At 41.6% G+C, this 23,866-nt stretch carries 11 protein-coding genes; all 11 read right to left on the bottom strand.

All coding sequences use genetic code 11. The annotated features are described in order from the left end of the window. Nucleotides 1-784: 784 nt before the first annotated feature. The gene (locus G7074_RS20540) at nucleotides 785-2,530 is read right to left on the bottom strand and encodes a RagB/SusD family nutrient uptake outer membrane protein (RefSeq protein ID WP_166211051.1); all 1,746 of its coding nucleotides are present in this window, start codon (nucleotides 2,528-2,530) and stop codon (nucleotides 785-787) included. Nucleotides 2,531-2,541: 11 nt separating this feature from the next. Further along, complete coding sequence (locus G7074_RS20535) at nucleotides 2,542-5,631, bottom strand: TonB-dependent receptor (protein ID WP_166211048.1); 3,090 nt, start codon at nucleotides 5,629-5,631, stop codon at nucleotides 2,542-2,544. 26 nt (nucleotides 5,632-5,657) lie between these two features. Next, complete coding sequence (locus G7074_RS20530) at nucleotides 5,658-7,361, bottom strand: RagB/SusD family nutrient uptake outer membrane protein (protein ID WP_124559281.1); 1,704 nt, start codon at nucleotides 7,359-7,361, stop codon at nucleotides 5,658-5,660. A gap of 4 nt (nucleotides 7,362-7,365) precedes the next feature. Next, complete coding sequence (locus G7074_RS20525) at nucleotides 7,366-10,434, bottom strand: SusC/RagA family TonB-linked outer membrane protein (protein ID WP_166211045.1); 3,069 nt, start codon at nucleotides 10,432-10,434, stop codon at nucleotides 7,366-7,368. A 269-nt stretch (nucleotides 10,435-10,703) separates the two neighbouring features. Next, the gene (locus G7074_RS20520; protein ID WP_240916372.1) at nucleotides 10,704-12,365 is read right to left on the bottom strand and encodes a beta-galactosidase; all 1,662 of its coding nucleotides are present in this window, start codon (nucleotides 12,363-12,365) and stop codon (nucleotides 10,704-10,706) included. 289 nt (nucleotides 12,366-12,654) lie between these two features. Continuing rightward, nucleotides 12,655-13,773, bottom strand: a complete 1,119-nt coding sequence (locus tag G7074_RS20515) for a glycoside hydrolase family 43 protein (RefSeq protein ID WP_166211042.1) — start codon at nucleotides 13,771-13,773, stop codon at nucleotides 12,655-12,657. A 93-nt stretch (nucleotides 13,774-13,866) separates the two neighbouring features. Continuing rightward, nucleotides 13,867-15,114, bottom strand: a complete 1,248-nt coding sequence (locus G7074_RS20510) for a DUF2264 domain-containing protein (RefSeq protein WP_166211039.1) — start codon at nucleotides 15,112-15,114, stop codon at nucleotides 13,867-13,869. Nucleotides 15,115-15,126: 12 nt separating this feature from the next. Further along, the gene (locus G7074_RS20505; protein WP_166211036.1) at nucleotides 15,127-16,260 is read right to left on the bottom strand and encodes a glycoside hydrolase family 88 protein; all 1,134 of its coding nucleotides are present in this window, start codon (nucleotides 16,258-16,260) and stop codon (nucleotides 15,127-15,129) included. Next, nucleotides 16,260-18,428, bottom strand: coding sequence for a family 43 glycosylhydrolase (locus G7074_RS20500; RefSeq protein ID WP_166211033.1), 2,169 nt, complete (start codon nucleotides 18,426-18,428; stop codon nucleotides 16,260-16,262). Before G7074_RS20500 ends, G7074_RS20505 begins: the two co-directional genes overlap by 1 nt. 16 nt (nucleotides 18,429-18,444) lie before the next feature. Continuing rightward, nucleotides 18,445-19,686, bottom strand: a complete 1,242-nt coding sequence (locus G7074_RS20495; protein WP_240916371.1) for a BNR repeat-containing protein — start codon at nucleotides 19,684-19,686, stop codon at nucleotides 18,445-18,447. Between the two features lie 222 nt (nucleotides 19,687-19,908). Beyond that, on the bottom strand, nucleotides 19,909-23,856 hold the full coding sequence (locus G7074_RS20490; protein ID WP_158674012.1) for a two-component regulator propeller domain-containing protein: 3,948 nt from the start codon (nucleotides 23,854-23,856) through the stop codon (nucleotides 19,909-19,911). Nucleotides 23,857-23,866 lie beyond the last annotated feature (10 nt).

The following is a 23,866-nucleotide window of genomic DNA, read 5'->3' as shown; positions in this document are numbered from 1 at the left end:
AAAAACTGGGTGCAACATTCATTTTTAAAATTGCTACAACCATCAATTATCCCAGGTAGTTAATCTTCGAATAATTTGGATCGGCTTATATCTTATACTTGGTTTTAACAAATTAACCATAAAAAAGAGGCTGCTAGTGAGGGGTAATCCGGTAATAAAAAGGGGGCAAATTGTTATTTTTTATCCTTTTTTGGGCTTTTTAGCGCTTTTCGAATAAAAATTCATTTTTATAAACGTCAATTATACGTTTATAATCAAAAACTTATGACGGTAATTTTCCTGCTACATAAACTGGGATTTTGAGCGTTTGATTGTGCTCAAAAACTAAAATCTACTGCTCTAAACGATCTAATGTTTGATGTGTTTTAATCTGGTATCAATGGTCTTTCTCAGACTCCGGAATCAGCTGGTATAAACTATTTCTGAAATGCTTTTTTAAACCTTTGTGAAAAAAATTATGATTTGGTGCTGCTGATGGCAGGAAGCTTTCCTTTAAATTTGGTATTTTTAACAACAGTGCAGGCAATTATTTAACCGCAAAGTATGCAAAGAGAAGGCAGGGAATACTCTATTTAACCACAGAGCAAACAGAGAAAAGGCACAGCGCACGCTAAGCAATGCTGGACGCAACATTTCTAACTACATGAAAAATAGGCTCCTTGCGGTTTGGTGGTTTATAAATTTTAGCGTTAACAACCTTCGCGTGCTTTGCGGTTAAAAAACAAAAAAGCTCCCCAACCGCACAAAACAGTTGAGGAGCCAGAATAAATATAAAAGGACGGGGTTAATATCCAGGATTTTGAAGCATTGATGGCATTTTAGCAACCTCTGATTGCGGAATCGGCATTAAATAATGTTGTGGGTTGAAAACATGCAAACGAATGGTGTTAACCGTTTGATAAGTATAAACGCTACCAGTTTTAGTGATGTTGATAGCTTTATTGTAGCCGTTATTTACAGCAACACCAATTTTCCAGCGACGGATATCGTTCCAGCGGTGATCTTCGTTCATCAGCTCAATTCGACGTTCGTTCTGGATTACCGCACGCATCTCGTCTACAGTCATATTGGCTTTCAAACCATAAAGATTATCTGCACCAGCGGTTATACCAGCCCTTTTCCGGATGGCCACTAGTTTTGGGTAGGCTAAAGCTGTTTGGCCGGTTTCATTAATCGCCTCAGCATAATTTAAAAGTATTTCGGCGTAGCGGATTAAAGGCCATCCTCTTTCAGTGTTGAATGAGCTGTTGCTCGAGATATTCTCATCACACATTTTACGGGCATAATAACCAGTAGTGGTTGGTCCGGTCCCGTTTGAGGTATAACCATCTGTAGGTGCTCCGTTATAGGTATTTACAACAATCTTAGAACTGGTAGTGGTGCTGTAATAAAGCGATTGGTTATAAATAATTGAGTAACCAAAACGAGGGTCACGATTGGCATAGGGATTTGCGGGATCAAAACCAGAGGTTGCATCAGTGATCGCTTTTCCATTTTTCATCGGGAATGCCTCTGCCAGCTGTTGCGTTGGTGTAGAGTTTTTAGCGCCACCCCTTGAAGGAGGATTGTAATAACCTTCAAAATCGCGGTTAACAGGGCGATTAAAGGCAAAAATGTATTCGGAATTTACCCTTTTTAAGAAAACATTGTAAAAACCATAGCCTGGTGCCGTAGTATTATCTTCAAAAAGACTGTAAGTACCGGTATTAATCAAAGCTTCAGCAGCATCGGCGGCTTTTTGCCAGCGGGCAACGCTATAAGCCGGGTAACTTACAATAGGTTTTACAGCTCCAGAAGCCTGATCGATTGCTCCTCCATTAAACAATGGACTAGCTGCATACAATAAAACACGAGATTTTAGTGCCATACAGGCTCCTTTCGTTGCACGACCATAATCCTGCTCGGCATAATCGGCTGTTACAGGTAAAATACTCGCTGCAGCATCCAGCTCAGAGGTAATGTAGTTAATGGTTTCTTCGAACGATGATCTTGGCAAATCAATTACATCGCTAATGCCATACACACTGTCGCCATTTATAGGTACACCTCCAAAATTGATCAATAAAAAGTGGTAATACCAGGCCCTTAAAAATTTCAATTCGCCCTGAATGCGTTTCTTTTTAGCATCAGAAAGTGGAATAACCGGCAGTTTAGATAACATGAGGTTTACTCTTCGGATATTGGTGTAGGGGGTGGTCCAAAAATCGGGTAAACCGCCGCCACTCCAGAAATTGGTAGGCGAAAGTGTACCGTTATACATAATTACGGCATTTTGAGTTGGCCCCGAGTAAGCATATTCTGCATCATCGGTAGCCATTTCGGTATTGCCATGACTACTAAAACGTCCCTTGGTAAAACTATAACTCGTAGCGCTGTATATCTGGGTTAAAAACCTGATCGATTTTAAGCTGTCAGAAAAAACTGTAGCCTCAGTTTCACCCGTATCGGCTTTGCTATCCAGAAAATCGCTCCCTTTCTTACATCCAGCGATTGCTGCACATAAGCATATCATTAATATTATTCTTTTCATATCAAGATTTATCAAAACGTAACACTTAAACCTAAATTGATCATTTTTTGTGGTGGATATTTAATCCGGTCCTGTCCTGAATTAGATTCCGGATCGAACTGGTACCGGGTATTGAGGTTAGACCAGGTAAGCAGGTTATAACCATTGATATAGGTACGGATGCTCTGCACTTTTAACCTTTCGATCAATTTTTTCGGAAGCGCGTAGCTGATCTCCGCATTCTTTAATCGCAGGTAATTACCAGAGATAAACCAGAAGGTAGACGGATAGGCAGATGGACTGCTTAGCCCTGGCGAAAGTGAAAGTAAAGGATATTGGGCTGCATCGCCAATTTCTGGTGTCCACGAATTTTGGTGTACAGAAGTCAGGTTTGAAGAAAAAGCCTGAATGGCCTCTGCCACACCGCGAACATTAAAGTTGGTTGCCGCCTGGAATAACAAGCTAAAACCGAAGTTTTTGTAATTGGCACGCAACTCTAAACCATAATTGGTATTGGGCAGGTTGGGATAACCGTTAATTGACATGTCGTAACCATCAATTTTGCCGTCGTTGTTTAAATCAGCATATTTCAAATCGCCCACCCTTGGGGTAGTTTGCGGTTTCGGACTAGCAGCAATATCGGCAGCCGAAGTATAAAAGCCAATCCACTGGTAGGTTAAAATCTGACCAATGCTGTTGCCGGTAAACTGCTGATACGGATAGGCAGCAAGTGGCTCATCCTGGTAAAGGATTTTGTTTTTGGCCAGCGAGTAGTTCGCGCGTACAGAGAAATCTACACTACCAATTTTATCACGGTAGCTGATTTCGATCTCACCACCCTGATTTTGTACACGGCCTAAGTTTACTGGTGGCAAACCTACGCCAAAAATAGACGAAACAGTTCCCCTACTGGTTAAAATATCGCTCCTTACGTTGTGGAATAAATCGATTGACCCGGTTATTTTACTACCAAAAAGACCAAACTCCATGGCTATATCGGTTTTCTTTTCTTTCTCCCAGGTTACTTCATTATTGCCTAATGTACCTTCTAAAATACCAGTTTGGGTATTATCTGAGTAACCGAAAGAGGCATTGCTACCGTTGTTGTAGTTTTGCTGATAGTAATAGTTGAAGTTATCACCAATACGATCGTTACCCACAACCCCATAAGACCCTCTGAATTTCAGGAAATCCATAAAAGACACATGATCCTTGAAAAATTTCTCGTTCGATACTACCCAACCTGCCGAAGCTGCCGGAAAGAAACCATATTTTTTGGTGCTCACAAAGCGGTCGGAACCATTGTAGGCAGCATTAAACTGGAACAGGTATTTATCTTTATAATCGTAACCTACACGACCAGTGTAACCTTTAAAGTTATTCGGCACAAAGTTGTAAATCGAATTGGAATTGTTTTTTATAACGGTGTTGATATTGGTTAAAGCGGTTCCGTACACGTGGTGACTATTAAAACTCCTATCGTAATTTAACACCACCTGTGTGGTTAAATTGCGGATGGTACTACCCGGACCATAACCGATAAAATATCTTCTTACCCTGTAAATATTCGGATCTCGCGGCTCGTACGAGTTGTTAACAGGGTCGTAAATAAATGAGGGAAACTGATCCCTTGTCATGCTACGTGTATAATCGTAGGTACTGGCATAAGAAAGTACACCTTTAACAGATAAACCTTTGGTAATAAAATCCAATTTCTGATTGGCATTGGCTACCAGGTTCATGTTGTTGCCATATTTACGGTTGTAGCCGTAGTGGGTAATACGTCCAACAATGTTATTCTGGTTATAATTCGGATTCTCATCGCGCTGCCATTTGCTGTAACCGAAACTTCCATCAGGATTATATACCGGATAGTTGAATGGAGCCAGAGAAAGGAAACTCACATAATCGTAAAAGATATCGTTATAGCCGAAAGCACTACCAATGTTGTTGGTATTGGTTACGCCAAGGTTACCATATAAATCGATACGCAGATCGAGCGTTTTGGTAGCTTTAATATCTAAGTTAGAGCGATAATTGTACCTGTTGTAGTAAAAATTAGAGTTCACTCCCTCCTCTTTACCATAGTTGCGCAACATCCCGTCCTGATAAAGGAAACCTGCAGAAACAAAGTATTTTACCTTCTCCGTACCGCCGCTAATATCGAAATTACCCTTAACCTGGTTGCTAAAATCCTTGAACAGGATTTTTTTCCAGTCGTTATTCGGGTGACCATAAGGATCAGATCCGTCCTGGTATTTCTGTAAATCATCGGCAGTAAACCTTGGTGCAAGACCATCGTTAGCACGCGCCTGGTTATATAGCTTTGCTGATTCGTATGCATCCAGAAATTCGGGCATTACAGTTGGCTTCATTACGCTGTACTCGCTCCTGAAAGTAATCTGTGGAACCCCCAATTTTCCCCTCCGGGTAGTTACTACAATTACCCCATTTGCACCTTTAATACCATAAATGGCAGTGGTTGCGGCATCTTTTAAAATACTAATGTTCTCTACCTCATTTGCATCAATAGCTGCAAACTGATCGGGACTGTATTCGATATCATCAACAATGATTAAAGGCGTGGTAGAACCTCCGTTGTAAGAGCTTACCCCCCTGATGAAAAATGTTGCACCATCCGATCCGGGAGCACCCGAACGTTGTTGAGAAAAGAAACCAGGCAAGCGTCCTACCAAAGTATTTTGCAAACTGGCCGATGGATTTTGGCGAATATCTGCACCCGAAATGGTACTCATGGAACCGGTAAGGGTTATTTTTTTCTGTTTACCATAACCAATTACCACTACCTGCTCCAAACCTTGCACATCGTCTTCTAACTGCACGTTAACGGTTTTACGAGTACCTACTGTAACCTCTTTGGGCAGGGCACCCACAAACGAAATTACAATAACCCCGCTTGTACCTTTTAAGCGGATGCTATAATTTCCTTTTGCATCGGTTACCACGCCATTGGTAGGCATTCCTTTTTCTTTTACTGAAGCTCCGGAAATTGGTCCGGTAGCATCGGTTACCACTCCTGATATAACCTGGTTCTGGGCCATTGCTAAATTGCAGGTTAAGAGCACCAGTAAAGCCAGTAAGTATTTATATAAATGTTTCATCTGTTTATTTTTTTGAATTACACGATCTACCAACCTTCATTTTGAAGCAACTGACTGTTCTTTGTTGTTTCTGAATAAGGTACAGGCATGTGGTAAAGCTTATTGGTGAAAATGGATGTAACTACCGGAATATTGGTATAGCTCAAACTGTTATCAGCATTTTTGATAATCCTTGTGCCGTTAAGTTGTCCGTTAAGTACAGCCGGTGCAATTTTCCACCTGCGGATATCCCAGAAGCGGTGTTCTTCGAAAGCCAGTTCTACTCTTCTTTCGTTCATGATCAGTGTACGCATATCGGTCTGACTGATGCCAGCGGCAATACCATAACGAGAGTTGGTACCAGGTGTTATACCTGCACGGGTGCGTAACAGTTTAATCTGTGTCACTGCATCTTCGGTACGGCCAAGCTCATTTAGCGCCTCGGCATAATTCAGAATAATTTCTCCATACCTGAAAATGATGAAATTGTGAGATTGGTTGGTATAGGTGCTGTTGGTAGCAAAATTGCCCATAAACTTGCGCAGGTAATATCCGGTGCGGGTTTGTACCGTAGTTCCGCCTGGTTTATCTAAACCGCCTTCGTAAGTTTGTACCGGCCTGTTTAACCAGTTTACACCATTATAAAAAATAGTATAATCGAGGCGCAAATCTCTGCCCGTATAAGGTGCAGCTGCATTGTAACCCGAAGCGGGATCGGTAATTGGCAAACCATTACGCATGGTAAAAGCATTCACTAAATCAACGGTAGGGCTTGTTCTGCCATTACTTAAGGCTGGCGCACCATAACCTGAAGGCGCATTGGTAGTTTCGATGTTCGTATTTGTAGCGCCCTGTTTACTTAAAATAACCTCGGTGTTTTTATTGGTTAAAAAAATGTTGTTAAAAGTACCCTGTAACTGATAATAGCCCAAGCTATTTAATTCAACCGCAGCATCAACCACCTTTTGCCAGCGACTTGCATCCGCTGCTGGGTAACCGGTTAATGCTCTTAAGCTTGCGCTTGTTTCTACCCCGCCACCATTATATAGCGGACTGGCAGCGTACAAGTAAGCCCTGCATTTTAAGGCAATTGCAGCCCCTTTCGGAATGCGTCCCCAATCGGAAGTGGTATAATTTGCCCCAGTTTCCAGTCTTAAACTGTCTTTTATCGCATCGCATTCGCTTACAATGTAGTTAATGCAGTCTGCAAAGCTATTTCTTGGCAACTCAAGGTTATCATCGAGGGTAAAAATTTTATCACCAATCAGCGGAACACCTCCGTATCTTTTAACCAATTCGAAATACAATAAGGCCCTGATGTAACGGGCCTCTGCACGCCAGTATTGTTTGGTTAATGCAGCAACCGGTACTACATTAATATTGGCCAGAAAAATATTGGCTCCCCTAATGCCGTTGTAACTGTTTCCCCAATAAGGATCTGGATTATTTAAGGTACTGATGCGGCCATTGGTAAAATATTCTACCTGCGTATTGTTTCTGGATGGAATGGCATCGCCTGATGCAGCATCTAAAAAGTCGCCATCTATCCGGTTAAAGCCGCCTGGAATAAAAGTATATACACTGTTTAGGAAAAAGCCAGCCACAGTTCCGTTTTTATCCTGCGTATCCCATACCAGGTCGGCCTGAATCCAGTCGCGAGGCTCAGTTTCTACCTTTTTACAGGCTGTAATGGCCAAAGCCACCTGCAACCCCATTAAAGCGATGAATATATGTTGTTTAAAATTTTTCATATCCTTAAAATTTAATGTTGATACCCATATTGATCGATCTCTGGATAGGATAGTTTCCGTTGTAAACCTCTGGGTCTACCCTATCGTAAGCAGCAAATGTTAGCAGGTTGGTAGCATTTCCAAATACCCTGATACTTTGCAAGCCGATCCTTTTGGTGAGGCTGTTAGGGATCGTATAACCCACTTCAATATTCTTTAAGCGCAGGTAATTACCCGAGTGCTGCCAAAAAGTAGAAGTAGCCTCGTTATTGATATTGGTACCAATAGATAAGCGTGGCATGGTTGCCGTTGCCGCAGTTTGTGGTGTCCAGCGGTCTAAATTGTGCTCCCAGGCCTGGCCAAAACCATTGTTCTGGAACGCCCATTCGGTATTATTCGACAGGTAAATGGTACGGTTTAAAGCACCTTGCAGCAATGCACTAAAATCAAACCCTTTAAATTGGAAGCCAAGGTTTAATCCATAATAAAAAAGTGGTTTGGTATTACCAATTACAGTTTGGTCTAACTGATTAATAATGCCGTCACCATTTAAATCGCGGTATTTAATATCGCCCGGTTGTGCAGTATAACCTTCCAGTTTAGCACTACCAGCTATTTCTGATGTATTTTGGAACAAACCTTCAGCAATGTAGCCAAAACGCTGTCCAACAGCTTGCCCGGTTCTGGCCATCCATGGGTAAGGCTGGTTCACTTCGTTCTGGTAAAGCACTTTCGATTGTTGTAAACCACCTGTTGCGGCAATGTAATAGCTAAAATCGTTTAGGCTTTGTTGAAAATTCAGTTTAAAATCCCAACCGGCATACCTGCTCTGACCAATGTTTTCTAAAGGGTAACTCTGACCGATAAGCGCCGAATTTTTACCTCTTTGCATCAGCAAATCGTAGTATTTATCGCGATAGTACTCTACGGTAAAACCTAATTTGTTATCCAAAATAGTTCCCTGCAGGCCTAAATTAAATTTATTGGCTTTTTCCCAGGTAATATTCGGGTTAGCTAAAACCTGCTCGAAAATACTGGTATTCGAACCCGGTGTAGAACCAAAATAAGTAGATGTTCCATCAAAATACCGCTGGATGTAAACAAAATACCCGGGGTTATCGTTACCGGTTTTACCATAAGAACCATACAATTTTAAGGTATTGAGCCACTTGCTGTCTTTTAAAAAGTTTTCTTTATTGATATTCCAGGCCAGAGCAACCGCAGGGAAGAAACCATATTTGTAATCGCCGGCAGGTGGATAATAATTTGAACCATTATAGCCAAAAGCTAACTCAGCCACATATTTTTCATCATAATTATACGACGCTTTTCCTGAAATCCCCTGTACAGTATAAGGCAAATCTGAGCCTGTAAAAGAATTGTCGTGGTTAGCCAGTACAACTGCGCTTACACCATGTTTATCAAAATTGCGGTCATAGCCAAGGCTTAGCTCCTCATAATCTGAATGTCCCTGATAGTTGATGCCAGTATAATTGTTCTGGGTACCAATAGTACCGTACTGGGTATAAACTTTAGTTGTTGGGTTATAGAAAAATGAAGCAAAACTTTTATTCCGGTAGGTATTTTCGGATAAGGTTGCGTAAATAGAAGCCTTTGCTTTTAACCACAAACCTTTGGTTATTTCATCGAAAGTGCGTTTCAAAAACAAATCTGCCGATACATCGCGTTTATAAGTACCAATGTAACCCGAACCTACTGATTGTGCATAGATGTTGTTCTGATAAGACAAGGTGGTAGCATAACTGCCATTTGGATTAAAAATCGGATAAGCATTGGCAGGAGTAGCATAAATTGAATTTAATATTGCCTGCGAACCATAGCCAGGATCGTTCGAATTGATTAACCGGCCCATCAGGTTAATACCGCCCGAAAGCTTTTTATTGATCTGCAAATCGACATTAGAACGGATAACATAACTTTTAAAGGTATTGTCTGTATCATAAGTGTTGATATCCGATGTGCGGAAAAGGCCATTTTGATTAATATGTTCTACTGCTACAAAATATTTCCCGAAATCGTTACCCCCAGCCACGTTTAAAGTGTAATGGTTGAATCGCGATGTTGGCTTCGTAACCAGATCATTCCAGTTTACATCCGGATGTCCCTGGGGATCGCTACCGTTTTGGTAAGCCTGCAAATCGGCTGCAGTGTAAGCCGGGGCCAGTCCGTCGTTAACTCTGGCTTCGTTATTAAGTGTAGCGTACTGAAAGGCATTTAAACCCCGTGGTACTTTTAGCGATTTCAGAAAGGCTGTTTGCGCAGTAAACGAAATGGTTTGTTTGGCCTTGGTGCCTCTTCTGGTGGTAATCAGAATAGCCCCGCTAGCTCCTTTTACACCAAGCATGGCTGTAGAAACCGCATCTTTTAATACCGTTACCGATTCGATTTCTTCCATATTGAAAATGGTTAACGGCCTTGGTATTCCATCAACAATTACAACCGGGTTTTGCCCCCTTAACGACATAGTTACAGCATCAGAACCGAGTGAGCCTAAAGAAATCAGCGCTGCTGTTCCATCGGTACGGCCTTCAGAACCTAACCTGCCTGAGTTTTGATTGGTAAACATCCCCGATAAACGGCCTGTAATAGCGGCTTTAACAGAGGTTACCGGTGATTTGGTGAGGTCTGAACCATACACCACATCTGTTGCCATGGTTGATAAGGTAGACTTAACTGTTTGATCGAAAAGTGTTCTTACTGGTCTAAGTGCAGCCACTCCAGGATTTTTGCTACTCACCATAATCACATTTCTGTCTTTACTCATTTCGGTTTTAAGTACCAGACTTTGCTGTACATAAACCGCTATCACGTCGCCGGCGTCGTAACTCAGCTCGGCAATACCATTGTTATCGGTAATGGCCGTTTTTTTGGTTTTGGTATTTAAAAGTTTTAAACCTGCGATGGGGAATTGATTTTCATCAACCAGGTAAAGGGATGAGCCTGTTTGCAGTGTATCTATATGCTGTTTAAAACCCAGCGCATGTTTGGCATCTACTACAGAAGCCCGAACAGGGATAAGTTTAAGCAGCAATAAAAATACAACCGAAAGTTTCAGTAGTAATTTTTTTTGCATACTAATGGAATGGTTAGATTAATAGTTAGCCGTTCAGGGGAACAGTTTAGTTTACTTTGATTTTTGCGTAAAAGTTAATTCAAAAGATTTTCGGGTAGGATGTAAAAACGTTTCATCTGCTTTGGCTCATATATTTATTATTTGGTAAAAACAAAGTAAGCACTTAGACAGTGCTCTGAATGGGGGTAATACGGTAATAAATAGGGGCTAAATCGTTACTTTTTGTTAAATTTTGGCCTTTAACCCCTATTTTTTGATTTTTTAAACGTTTAATCAACGTTTAATTTTTTAAGCGTGTTTAAGATCGGCTGGTCTATCGCTTTTAAAATTTGCTGATCGGTTTTGAGCAATTCTAAAACGGCTACCTCATTCTTGCCTTTCTTTAACCATTCTCTAGGTACGTACAAAGTTTGTTGCGGACCAATTGCCCAGTACTTGCCCAGGTTATGTCCGTTTATCCAAACTACACCTTTTCCCCAATCGGTCATATCCAGATAAGTATCAGCAACTGCATTAATTGTAAACGATCCTTTTTGTACTGTTGGTCCATTACTGCTTTTTTTGGTAGCAGTAGTACTAGCCTTGAAATTATTGACGTTACTGAAGGGGAAACTATACATCGACCAGCTTTTAACTTCGGCTCCTGCAAAGTTTACCTGTTCGGTAATTCCTTTTTTGTTTTCTAACAGGTACTTGCCAAAGTTTACACGCCCCATGTTTTCTACAAAAATATCGAGCTGTACTTCTCCTGCAGGAAGGCTGATTTCCAACGTATTCTGATTTAACCGGCGATCTAAAAACCCTGCCCTTTTCTGGTTAACAAACACAATGGCATAATCGCGCAGCTGTTTCAGCTCCAGTGCTCCTTTGCGCCCACCCTGGATGGTAGTACGATAAAGCACATAACCATAATCTTGTTTCAGGTCTTCGAAAGTTAAAGGATTAACATTTTTAACCGCAGCTGGTAAGGCATCAAATAAAGCTACCACACTGTTTAATTTAAATGGTGCAATGGCCATGGCGGGTTTTGCTGCCGGTACTGCGGGTAAAGTCTGGCCTTTTGGCAAATGTTTCTCAATTACGCTTCTAAACTGCATAAACTTCTCCGTAGCGTTTCCTGCTTCGTTTAAAGGAGCATCGTAATCATAGCTGCTGGTTTGAGGTTCGTAAGGCGAAATGTCTTTATAATTTGCTCCATTCATGAAATCACGTGTGGTGCCACCATGAAACATGTACATGTTAATGGATATGCCCGCCGCTAAAACCGAATCGAGCTTTTTGGTGTACTGTGCTGCCGGTACCGTGTGGTGTGCTGTTCCCCACCAATCGAACCAGGCCGGATACCATTCTGCAATAAAATAAGGTCCTTTGCCATCGTGGTTTTCATTTACCAGTTTTCTAATTTTTTCGGGATTATCTATACCGTTTACTGCAGGCAATAAACCAGCTAAATGTCCGTCTTTTACATCTGGTGCAGGATCGCAGGTATAGAGCAGCCCATCAAAACCTGCATCTATAAACATTTTACGGTTGATATCCAAGTAATTTTTATCGGCTGCGTACGAACCGTATTCGTTTTCAACCTGTACCATAATGATATTACCACCATGGTTAATCTGCAATGGAGCAAGCTGTTTACCCACCTGCTGGATGTATTTCCGGTACTCTTCGAGGTACTGCATTTCGGTACTTCTTACCACCAGGCCTTTTTCGTTCTGTAACCAGTATGGATAGCCGCCAAATTCCCATTCGGCACATATGTAAGGGCTTGGTCTTAAAATTACCCAAAGTCCCTCCTGCTGCGCAATTTTTACGAACTCTGCAATGTTGTTATTACCGCTAAAATCGAATTTATCTTTCTGTGGCTCGTGCAGGTTCCAGAACACGTAGGTTCCGATGGTATTCAAGCCCATGGCTTTAGCCATTTTCATCCGTTCGCGCCAGGCTTCTTTGGGTACGCGGGATAATGGAGTTCGCCTGATATAATCTGAAAGGGCTTTCCATCTAGCAAAAAGTCTGATTCGCCTAGTTTAAAGGTATGTTTTGCCTGCTGCGCCGAAGCAGATAGGGAAAAACATATCGCCACCAGCCATAGTAATTTCTTTTTCATCTTGTACATTTTGTTTTTAAGTAATCGGATTTTTTGGGCAAAAAAATCCCCTTTTGCGCATTTCGCGCAATTCATCATCTTGGTTCTATATTAAAAAAATCGGTTTTTTGCTACTTTTTAAACACACTCAAATCCCACTGATCGAGCCAGTTTATTGTGATTTTATCGTTTTCAAATCGAATTGGTAACCATAAATAACGGCCATCAATCGCATTTTTAGGTTCCCACTTATCGGCCATAAATATAAACTCGCCTTTTTTACCCGGTACAGGCAACACATGAGTACTTTGGCCGCCATAAGTAAGTTTAGCACCCTCGCCCTGGCATGGATTGCCCATGTAGGTCCACGGTCCCCAGATTGAACTGGCCTTAAACCACCTTGCCGGGTTTGGTGCCCAACCAGTACAACCAGAACCAACCATGTAGTACACACCATTTTTCTTAAACAAAGCAGGCGCTTCGGTTTGCTGACCTACATAAATACGGATAAACCTTCCGGTATGGCCTAAATAATCAGGGGTTAATTCTGCCAAATGCAGGGTAAAGTTTTCTTCTGATGAAAAGATGTGATAAGCTTTTCCATCATCATCAACAAAAACAGTCATATCGCGTGCCATTTGTCCACCTGGTAAGTCCCTGTAGAAAAAACCATCGCTTTTATTGGCAGGTGTTTCGCAGTTTACCTTGTCTTTATCGGCAGTTCCTTCGGCATAGAAAGGCATCTTGCCCGGATTTGGGCGATAGCTTTTGATAAAAGTATATGGACCTGTAGGACGATCGGCTACAGCTACTCCTGATCTGGCTGCTGCATAACCTTTACCCAAAAGCTCGAGGTGAAACCACATCACAAACTTTTTGGTTTTCTTATTGTACACCACTTTTGGTCTCTCCAAAATACAACCTTTTGCAATATCGCTGGTTAAATCCTCAGAAACAGGTAACGCAATACCTTCATCTTTCCAGTTGTATAAATCTTTTGAAGAGTAACAATGCACACCTACCTGCGCGGTGTTCCCATTTTCTCCTTCAATTTTATGTTCTCCAAACCAGTAATAAACGCCTTTATGTTCTACAATGCCGCCTCCGTGCGCGTTAATGTGCACGCCTTTATCGTCTTTCCAGATTTTACCCGGAGTAAAGGAAGTGTTGGTTTGCTGTGCCCAAACATAACTGTTCAGCATTAAGCTGAAGATCATAAATCCGGCTATAAAATTGATTTTCTTACTCATAATTTTCACCAATATTTTTTTAACGTTATTAAGACGGTAATTTACTTAACATCTATTTGACTTCAATAGGAATACACCAATTAATTTATCCACTTATTTTAAGCTTGCGCTGTGGTCGTTCTCAAAGTTCTCGCCACTCCATATTTTTTGCGCACTCCATTTGGCAGCAGGCGCCGACCAAAACACGTCAGTTTCGGGTAAACCCAATGGCAAAAAGATATTAGAGGCAATGTAAGGGCTGCCCTGATTATTGTAAAAATCGCCAAGATTGGGCTGATCGCCGTAAAGGCCAATAGTTAACCAGCCATTTTTATAGGTTGAAGGGCTTTCTAAAGTTTTTTTGATTACCGCCGTTAAAGCACAACGTACCTGAGCCGGACTTAATTGTTTTGGCAATACCTTCCTCCAGGCCATATCGGCCAAATGGTGAAATGCTGCACCACGGTAAACGATAGAGCGCCCGGTGGCAGGATAAGTACCATCTGCATTAATTAAACGCTCCTGAATAATGGCGTAACGTTCGTTGCGCTTTTTAATTTTCTCGAACATTTCTTTGTAAGCATTCGTTTTCGCGCCGATAATATCAACAAGGGTGGCTAAATACGGGTGAATTACGTAACTGTTGTAATAATCGAAGGCGAAAGAGGTACCATCTGTGTACATGCCATCGCCGGTGTACCATTGCTCCATTTGTTGCAAGGCATAATCTACCCGCATAGGATCCCAGCTGTAACCAAATTTGGCTAAAAAGGCTTCGTTCATGGCCGAAAACAGCAACCAGTTAGAGAAAACGGGTTTAAAACGTCTGGTAGTCACGATGGATTTCATCATCAGCTCCTGGTTTTTCTTATCCAGGTTTTCCCATAGCCAGTGCGCGCGTACCAGTGCAAAAGCTACATAAGAAGCATCTACAAGTTGTTGGCCGCCAATATCGAAATTCATAAAATCTTTGGCGTTCGAATCTAAAGCGTTTTTTAAACCCTGAATAGCCCATTCGCGGTATTGTGTACGGAGGGCTACTTCTGCAGCCGAACCTCCTTCCAATTGTAACCAGGGGGCAATCCCACTCAAAACGCGACCTAAAACTTCTACGTATTGTACTTTAATGCGGTGTTCCTTGTTATCAATGTGCACCGAAGTAACTTTAGGCATGGCAATGCGCAGACTATCTTTGGCCAGGTTGTACAACACCGGACGTACCATTTTATCCATTTGCTGCAACCAGAACTGCCTGTCGGTTAATACTTCGGCTTTTGCACTTTTGGCTTTCTTTTGCGCCATTAAAGGTGCGCCAAGTACGATAAGGAGTGTAAAGGTTAATGCTATATTTTTGAATTTCATTTCTAATAAAACTTATTTGTTGTTTGATAAATAACGGTACATTTCGCAACCGGCCAATAAAAATGCCCCTACACCGAAATTGGCAGTAGAATTGGCATCAACTACCTGCCCCGGAATAGCTTTTTCGCCAATGGGTTGTACATAGCCCAGCTTACCGTCTTGTTGTAAAGCTGTTTGGGTAAGGTAATTCCAGCCTTTTTGGGCAGTCGGTAAATAGGTTCTCTCTTTTAAATAGCCATTGTTAACTCCCCAAAGCAAACCATAGGTAAAAAATGCAGTCCCACTGGTTTCAGGGCCGGGTGCATGCATTGCATCGAGGATACTGCGCGTCCAGTAACCTTCAGCCTGCTGACTTTTAATAATGGCTTTGGCCATGTTTTTATATTTGGTAACATATTCGGCACGGTGCGGATCGTTTGCAGGCAGGTCTTTCAATACCTTGGCCAAACCGGCAAACACCCAGCCATCGCCCCTGGCCCAGAAATCTTTTTTACCGTTTACACTTTTGTGTTGCGGGTAAACATATTTGGCATCGCGGTAATAGAGTTTCTCCTCTTTATCGTACATAATGCTGTTGGCGTAAGTGAAGTACTCGTAAAGCTTATCCGAATATTGTTTGTTGCCCGTAAGCTTGTATAACTTGGTCATTACGGGCATTACCATGTAAAGTCCATCGGCCCACCACCAGTAATCGTTACTGGGCGTGCTCATTTCGTATTCCATTACTTCCTTGGCACGGGCTACTTTATGGGCTTCGGGTTTAATGTGGTACAAATCAATGTAGGTTTGGAAACAAATCTGCCAATCGCCAAAAAGCACATATTCATCTGTTTCGCCGTATTTATATTTCCATTTGGTTTTATCAGTCGATTTTGCGCCCATCCATTGGTTGTATTCTGCCCAATCTTCCGAATATTTCAGATAAATATTATCCTGAGTAAGCGCATAAAGTTCCATATTGCCGGTATGATAGGCTGCGTGATCCCAAAAGGCACGTACCTGTGGCTTATTATTGGCTTGCCAGTATTGGTTGGCGAGGTTAATTTTAGCAAGCACATCGTCTTTGCTTTGTGCGTAACCAGTTATCGAAAGTAAGGCGAGGCAAAGGGCTACAAAAATTGATCTATATAATTTAAACAGGTTCATTATTTTACTGGTTTTATTCCTTTTAAAGTTGGTTCTACGGCTTTAATTGTTCCGTCGGTATTGAATTCAATTTTATCGATGCAAACCTCGCGGTTGTAACCCGCGGCATCGCCCATGGTAATTCCTTTTGGCCTGTTAAAACGGTGGTAAACCATGTACCACTCATCTTTACCCGGCACCTGGATTACGCTGTTGTGCCCGGTGCCATAAATCCCCTTTTCGGGCCTTTTGGATAGAATCAGGTTATCGGTTGGGATAATCATTTTGCCCGCTAAAGAATCGGAATAGCCATAGCGCACGCGGTAATTTTCGCTTCGGGTATCATCTTCCGACCATAGAAAATAATATTTCCCCTTGCGGTAAAAAACCTCGGTTCCTTCGCGGAAGCTGCTGTTAGGCGTAATAACCCTGATGGAAGTGGTATCTACAGAAACCATATCTTCGTTTAGTGGCGCTACAGCCATGTGGCCGTTACCCCAAAACAAATAACTTTTTCCGGTCTTTGGATCGGTAAAAACATCAGGATCAATCTCTTGCCCGCCACGTGTACCTGCAGGTCTTTTCGAAATTAAAGCCTTCCCGCTGTCTTTAAATGGTCCGGCGGGATCATCGGCTACCGCAACCCCTATTTTTTGTGCTGCCGTAAAGTAATAGAAGTATTTATAGCTTCCGTTTATCTTTTTCTCGGTAATGGTGGGTGCCCAGGCATTCTTTTTGGCCCACGAAACATCTTTTTCCAGATCGAGTATCACACCTTCATCTTTCCAGTTGACTAAATCGGCTGATGAAAAAGTTTTAAAATAAGTGCCGCTCCAGCCGGTAAAACCATCACTGGTAGGGTATAAATAGTATTTTTTGTTTTTATTGGAATAGATGATTTCCGGGTCGGCGTAATATCCGTTCAAAACCGGGTTGTGATCTGCTGATACACTAACCGAATAGGTTTCAGGAGCCTTATCCCCTACTTTAACCGTGTACTTCACAGCACCTTTGCTAAAATCGGCGCTACCCGCAGGCGAAACTACAACCCCAAAAGCATTTGAAAACTGTGGATTGAAAGCCTTTAAACTGGTACCCGGCTGAACCGGTAAATAAACTGTTCTGGCAACCGAATCAACCACGATGTTATTTTGTTTTACAGCTTTGTTTCCGACATGCTGTAATACCGCCGAAGCGTTGTACCATTTGGTTAACAGGCGATTGGCTTCTGATTGCGTAATGGGCAAAACCGTACCATGGCGGGGATGAAAGTCCATGCTGATATCCTGATCAACCACGGTAAAATGTTCCAAATCGGTACTTTTGGTGAATTGATAACGGCCTTTCATGTAAACATCGTACATCAAAATATAGGCATCACCCTGATTGAGTTTAAACACTCCTGCTCCCTCAACCGCTTCGGTAGTTTGTTGTAAATAGTTATCCTGAAGCATATAACCTTTAGTCAACTGATCGGAAACTGCTTTTTTAATACCATTACCGTTCCCTTCGGTTTTAAAGAAAAGATTGTACTTGCCTTTATCGTAAATAATGTCTCCATCAATGCAAGAGCCATTTGTTGGACTGAAAAAAAGCTGTTTAGGCTCGGTTTCAAAATCTGTAAAAGCGGCATTGGCATAGGCGTAATAAATCTTGTCCGGATCGTTGCCGTGCTTCATCGACCAGTACACCATGTATTTCTTCGCTTTGGTGTCGTAAATGGTTTGTGGTGCCCATACGCGCAACAGGTTTTCGTTGTTCGGAAAACGTTGCTGAATATTCACAATACTGGAGGTCCAGTGGATGAGATCAGCTGATTTTAACAGCACCATCGCCCGGTTGGAATTCCATCCTTTCGCCGAAACCATATCGGTAGCCACCATATAAAAGGTTTTGTTATCGGCCCCGCGCAAAATATGCGGATCGCGCACGCCACCTGTGCTGCTGATTTTCTCGGAAGAAATTACAGGATTGTTATGGTTCAAAGCCCTGTAGTGATAGCCATCACTGCTAATGGCAAAACGAATGGCTTCTTCTGCTTTCGAATTGCCTGTGAAATAAGTAAACAGATAGGCGCTGTTTCCGGCTGCATTGGCAGCACTTTTTTTAGTTTGTGCCTGTACACTATTGGCCGAAACCAACAGCGCTATACCGGCCAGGGAAAGATATTTTAAAAGGGGATGTATCATATATGTGTTGACTTCGCTATTTGTTTTTGGGTTTCCAATCTAATACCTGGACGGCGGTTGGTGCCTGATTGGCCCTACCCTCGCCATCAACCTGTGTTACATTTTGTAAAAACAAGCTCAAAGTGCCTTTGCTTTTCCAAAGTTCCGTATCGTAAGTGGGTTCCCAATCGCCCACACTGGTTTCGGTGAGGTCTTTAATTGTCCAGTTGGCTTCACCTAAATTGTTGCTTAAAGCAATTGAAGCTTTATTTCCGCGTTCGGCATCTCTAAACAGTAAACCTGCTGCATAATTTTTACCGTTGGGCCAAACTATAATTTGTGGCCGCGAAATGGGAATCTTTTTGGTTCCGCCCCCACTTAAACTAAAGGGCGTTTTCCTAAAATTAAGGTTACTTACTTTCCAGTTTCCTACCGTTTTAAAAACGAGGTGATATTGTGGGATACTTTCATTAGCTTCGCGCCAGTAACCGGCAATAAATACTTTTCCCTGTGCATCGGCAAACATCGAGGTCTGGTTGATCAGCTCGCTTTTCTGCGGAATTTTAAGTGCATATTCTGCATTGGCGGCTGTAATGGGGAGGGTATATTTTTCATGGGTAGATTTGAACCAGGTAAGGCCGCCATCCGTGGATTTGGCGTAAGCTAAATCGTGGTTACTGGCCACATCCGAACTTTCGCGCCATACCCACGATAAATGAATGGTACCAGCCTGATCTACCGCAACCTGCCAGTAAGCATTACGCTGCCCTTCACCATCAATCATCCCATCTTGTACACGTGTCCATTTTTGAGTTTTTAAACTATAACGGTTAATCATAAGGTTTCCATTGCCCGAGCCCCCATCGCGGTAAAAAAACAACAGATCGCCATTGGCAAGTTTATAAAATTCAGGATAACTCACCTTATTCTCTTTTGCCGAAACCATAGGCGTTTTATCACCCATGGTTAACGAACCTGCTGCTACAGATTTGGCATAGTTTAAATTGTTGTTGTGCTGCCCCCAGGCCAGGTGCAGGAAACCATCACCATCAACCATAATACTAATGGATTTATGGGCATCGGTAGCATCTCCTTTATAAGCAGTTCTCTGTACTTCCCATTTTTGGGTACCTGATTTGCGGCTGGCAAGTACTACATATTGTTCCTGATCGTAATAGGCTGCATACTGCGTATTTTTAAAAGTAACAAGTGCGTTTTTGCGAAAAATAACCGTATTCACTGAATTATTGGCCCAGCCATTAGCGGCAATGGTACTCAACTGCGTTTCTTGTGCAAAACACGTAAAACTTGCAATGAAGCATAAACAGGTAAAAAATATACTTTTAAAAGGCGCTTGGTACATATAAAGATTTAGGCTGCTCAGTTTTATTTGGTAATGCCGAAGTACCGCTTTTTTTACGCCATAAACAGGGGGCTAAATCATACTTTGAAGGGGGCGTTTTAAGAAAAACACCCTTTAAACCCCAATTTAGCGTAACTTTTATGTGGTAGCATTGATATTATAATATTTGTGAAAACTTTTGCGGTGCTTTTTAATAAACTCCGAAGGGGTTAATTTAAAGAGCTTTTGAAACTGTTCTCTAAAGTATTTGCTATCGTTTATACCCACTCTGAATGCGGCTTCGTTTATATTCAAATTGGTATTAATAAGCAACTCGGCTGCCTTGCGTAAACGGATAAAGCGGATAAAACCGTTAATACTTTGCCCCGAAGTAGTTTTAATCTTTTTGTAGAGGTTAGAATGGCTCATCCCCAAATCAGAAGCCAGCGTTTTTACATTGAAACTATCTTCCATTAAATTTTCTTCTATAATGGTAATGCATTTCTGTAAAAAGCCTTTATCCTCCTGCGATACTTTGTGGGTATCAGATTTCAGGGTGATCTCATTATAAAAATAGGATTGCAAATTGGTGTGGTTCTTAATAATACCGTTAATTTTTGCCGTAAACAGCTCCTTATCGAAAGGTTTACTGATAAAATCGTAAGCTCCAACTTCTATACCCTTTAGCTTAATTTCAGGGCTTGGATCGCCAGTTAACAAGATTACCGGGATGTGGCTCAATGCCGAATCATCTTTTATGGCCCTGCAAAGCTCAATACCATTAAGTCCATCCATGTTTACGTCCGAAATCACAATATCAGGCAGGTATTCTTTACATAAACGCAATCCATCGGTGCCATTTTCGGCCTTATACACTTTAAAGCTATCCTGAAAAATATGTTTGATATAATCTATAATCTCAGGGTTATCGTCTATTATGAGGATAGAATGTAGGTCGGAAATCAATAATTCGAGGTTACCCACATTTTCGGCTTCGTTATTTTCTATTTCTTCCTCCTGTGCAATCAGTTCGTTAACGTAGGTAAGCTCATTTTGTAAAGTACCACTGTGTTGCGGCAAATGTGGTTCGCCTACCGGAATATCGACCAAGAAGGTAGTACCCATGCCCGGATTTGCACTGAAAGAGATTTTACCTTTGTGCAGCTCTACAAAGTTTTTAGCCAAATAAAGTCCGATACCAAAGCCCATTTTTAATGATTCGTTGTTCATTACCTTATAAAACTTATCAAAAAGCTTTTCGCCCACATCAGCAGGAATACCCGGACCACTATCGCGCACCTCGATTTGCACGCGTGTACCGTCAGTTTTAACGCTAAATTTCACATAACCGCCTTTAGGTGTAAATTTTAGCGCATTAGAAAGCAGGTTAAACAAAACGATTTCGAGTTTATCCTTATCTGCGTAAATATCCTGCTCTTCTTCTTCGCACTCAAAAATATAATTGATGTGGTTGTTCTTGGCCAGGTAATTAAAGCAAAGAAAAATTTCGTTAGTAAACTTAAACAGGTTAATCCTGACGATTTTAAGGATATCATTTTCACTCTCTGTTTTCCTGAAAAGCAATAACTGGTCTACCAAACTCAACAAACGCCTCGAATTACGGTAAACTACATTGAGGTCGTTCTTTTCCTGACCGGCTTCTTTTTTGTACAGAATATCTTTAATTGGGTTAACAATCAAGGTTAAAGGTGTTCTTAGCTCGTGCGAAATATTGGTAAAGAAGTTAAGCTTCTTTTCGTTCAGGTCTTTTTCACGTTCCATTTTCAGATTGGTAATTTCGACCTCATGTTTTAGCCTTCTTTGGCGGTTACGGTAAGTTTGGAACAGATAAAATAAGGACGAACCAATAATTAAATAAATGGTATAAGCCCACCAGGTACGGTACCATGGCGGCAAAATGGTAATGATTACAATTTTTTCGTTGTTGCTCCAGGCGCCTTCGGTATCGGTACTTTTAATGTGCAACTTGTATTTGCCTTCGTTTAACCTCGAATAATAGGCCGTACTTAATTTATTTACATAATTCCAGTCTCTATCCCAGCCCTCCAGATAATAGGCGTACGAAATTTGATCCTGAAAAGAAAACTCCACGGCAGCATAATCAACCGAAATTACTGCAGAATTGAAAGGAATGGAAATACGTTCGAGATTAACGACCGAAACATCCCTGTAATTGGAATCCTGATCGAGCGGCACATTATTGATTCTGAAATCGGTAAGCACAATTTTCGGAATCCGCTTGTTCTTTTTAATGCTATCGGGCGAAAACAGGTTAAAACCGCCAATACCACCAAACAAAAGGTTTCCATTAGATAATTTTAGGGCTGCATTATAATTAAATTGATTGCTTTGCAGCCCATCGGTGGCATAATAGTTTTTAAAGCTGTTGTTTTTAACATCAAATTTGGATAAACCATTGTAGGTGCTGCACCATAAATTGCCTTGCTTATCTTCCAGGATATTTAAGACCGAATTACCGGGAAGACCATCGCTTTGGATATAGCGCTTTATTTTTTTGCTCTCAGGATCGAAAAGCAGTAATCCACCTCCCTCGGTACCAACCCATAACCGGTGACTGACATCTTCGTGAATGGCCCTTATAGCGAAATTAACCTTAAAGTACTCGTGTTTTTTATTTACCGGATCGATCTTAATCAGCTCGGCATAGTTGCCACCCCAGAGCCTTCCCTTCGAATCCTGAAAAAGCGTATGAATGTCCTTAAGACGGTTATCGAAAAGGTCAAATTTATCGAGCGCTTTATTGTAACGATACAATGCCCCGCCCTTGGTAGTACCAGCCCACAGATTTTGCTGTTTATCCTGGTACAATTTCCAAAGGTTAACCTCATCTACACCCTTAACGGTGTTGTAACAGTTGTAATGAATAAATTTCCCTTTTGCTCGGTCATAGCGATCAATTCCGCCGCTAAAAGTGGCTACCCAGGTATTGTGACTGGCATCGTTTAAAACACTGGTTACAAAATTACTGGTTAACGATCCCGGATCGGCTGTTTTAGCATAATTGGTAAAGGTATTCTGTTTTTGGTTCCAAACGCTTAAACCGCCCCCATCGGTACCAATCCAAATGTTCTTATTTTCATCTTCACTGAAAGAAAGTACAAAATTGTTAATGAGCGAATTGCTTTTTAAGGGATCGTGTTTTATGGTTTTAAACTGTTCGTTTTCCTGGTCGATAATATTCACCCCGCCACGCAGTGTAGCTATCCATTTTCTCGATTCGTGGTCTTCGTAAACCTGTGCAACCGAATTACTGCTCAATACATCTTTTTCTTTTCCGGCTGCCAGGTAGCTTATTTTCTGGCTCCGTGTATCGTAAATCGCTATTCCTCCCCCATCTGTCGATATCCAGAGCTTCTGCTGTTTATCTAACACCAATCCCATAATATTCTCGTTGGGCAAATGCTGGCTAAACCGTGTTAAACTATTGCTGATAGGATTAAATTGAAAAAGTCCTCGTTCTGTTCCAACCCACAAAGTTTGGTTAGTGCCCGCGGTAATGCTGGTTACTGAGCGTAATACAGGGGTAACTAAGCGGATGGTATTTCTCCCGGCATTGTACCGGCATAAACCAACATCTTTAATAAAAAGCCACAGGGTTTCTTTATCATCAACATATAAAGCTTTTACGGTATAGTTCAAGCTCTTACCAAAGGGGATTTGTTCGGCCAGCGGGCTATCCTTTTTAAGTAAAAAAAGTCCTTTTTCATCAGTAGCCACATAAACAGAGGTGGCCTTACTTACCGCAATGGCATTAATAGAGTAGCCTACTTCATTTCTTTTGCCCCGCTCCTGATAAAATAGCTGATGAAATTTTGAATCGGCGTAATCGTAATACGAAATACCTTTTTGCGTGCCTACCCAAACGCGGTTTTTCTGGTCGCCGTTAAGTACGGTAATGTGATTATTAACTAACGAGTTTTCATCGCCCCAGCCATTTCTGAATACCTTAAAATGGTAACCATCATAACGGTTCAGGCCATCATAGGTGCCCATCCACATAAAACCAAAACCATCAAGATATAAGGAGTTTACTACGTTGTTCGACAATCCGTTTTCTACCCCCAAATATTTTATG

It is taken from the genome of Pedobacter sp. HDW13 (assembly GCF_011303555.1).
In the GTDB taxonomy this organism is placed as follows: Bacteria; Bacteroidota; Bacteroidia; order Sphingobacteriales; family Sphingobacteriaceae; genus Pedobacter.
Note: the sequence above shows the minus strand (reverse complement) of the source record. Positions and strands in the feature narration are given on the sequence as shown.

What these genes read in the sequence shown, in the direction of transcription:
- G7074_RS20530 (WP_124559281.1), bottom strand. Translation starts at nt 7,361, where the DNA reads ATGAAAAATTTTAAACAACATATATTCATCGCTTTAATGGGGTTGCAG.
- G7074_RS20510 (WP_166211039.1), bottom strand. Translation starts at nt 15,114, where the DNA reads ATGAAATTCAAAAATATAGCATTAACCTTTACACTCCTTATCGTACTT.
- G7074_RS20540 (WP_166211051.1), bottom strand. Translation starts at nt 2,530, where the DNA reads ATGAAAAGAATAATATTAATGATATGCTTATGTGCAGCAATCGCTGGA.
- G7074_RS20535 (WP_166211048.1), bottom strand. Translation starts at nt 5,631, where the DNA reads ATGAAACATTTATATAAATACTTACTGGCTTTACTGGTGCTCTTAACC.
- G7074_RS20505 (WP_166211036.1), bottom strand. Translation starts at nt 16,260, where the DNA reads ATGAACCTGTTTAAATTATATAGATCAATTTTTGTAGCCCTTTGCCTC.
- G7074_RS20500 (WP_166211033.1), bottom strand. Translation starts at nt 18,428, where the DNA reads ATGATACATCCCCTTTTAAAATATCTTTCCCTGGCCGGTATAGCGCTG.
- G7074_RS20515 (WP_166211042.1), bottom strand. Translation starts at nt 13,773, where the DNA reads ATGAGTAAGAAAATCAATTTTATAGCCGGATTTATGATCTTCAGCTTA.
- G7074_RS20525 (WP_166211045.1), bottom strand. Translation starts at nt 10,434, where the DNA reads ATGCAAAAAAAATTACTACTGAAACTTTCGGTTGTATTTTTATTGCTG.
- G7074_RS20520 (WP_240916372.1), bottom strand. Translation starts at nt 12,365, where the DNA reads ATGAAAATGGCTAAAGCCATGGGCTTGAATACCATCGGAACCTACGTG.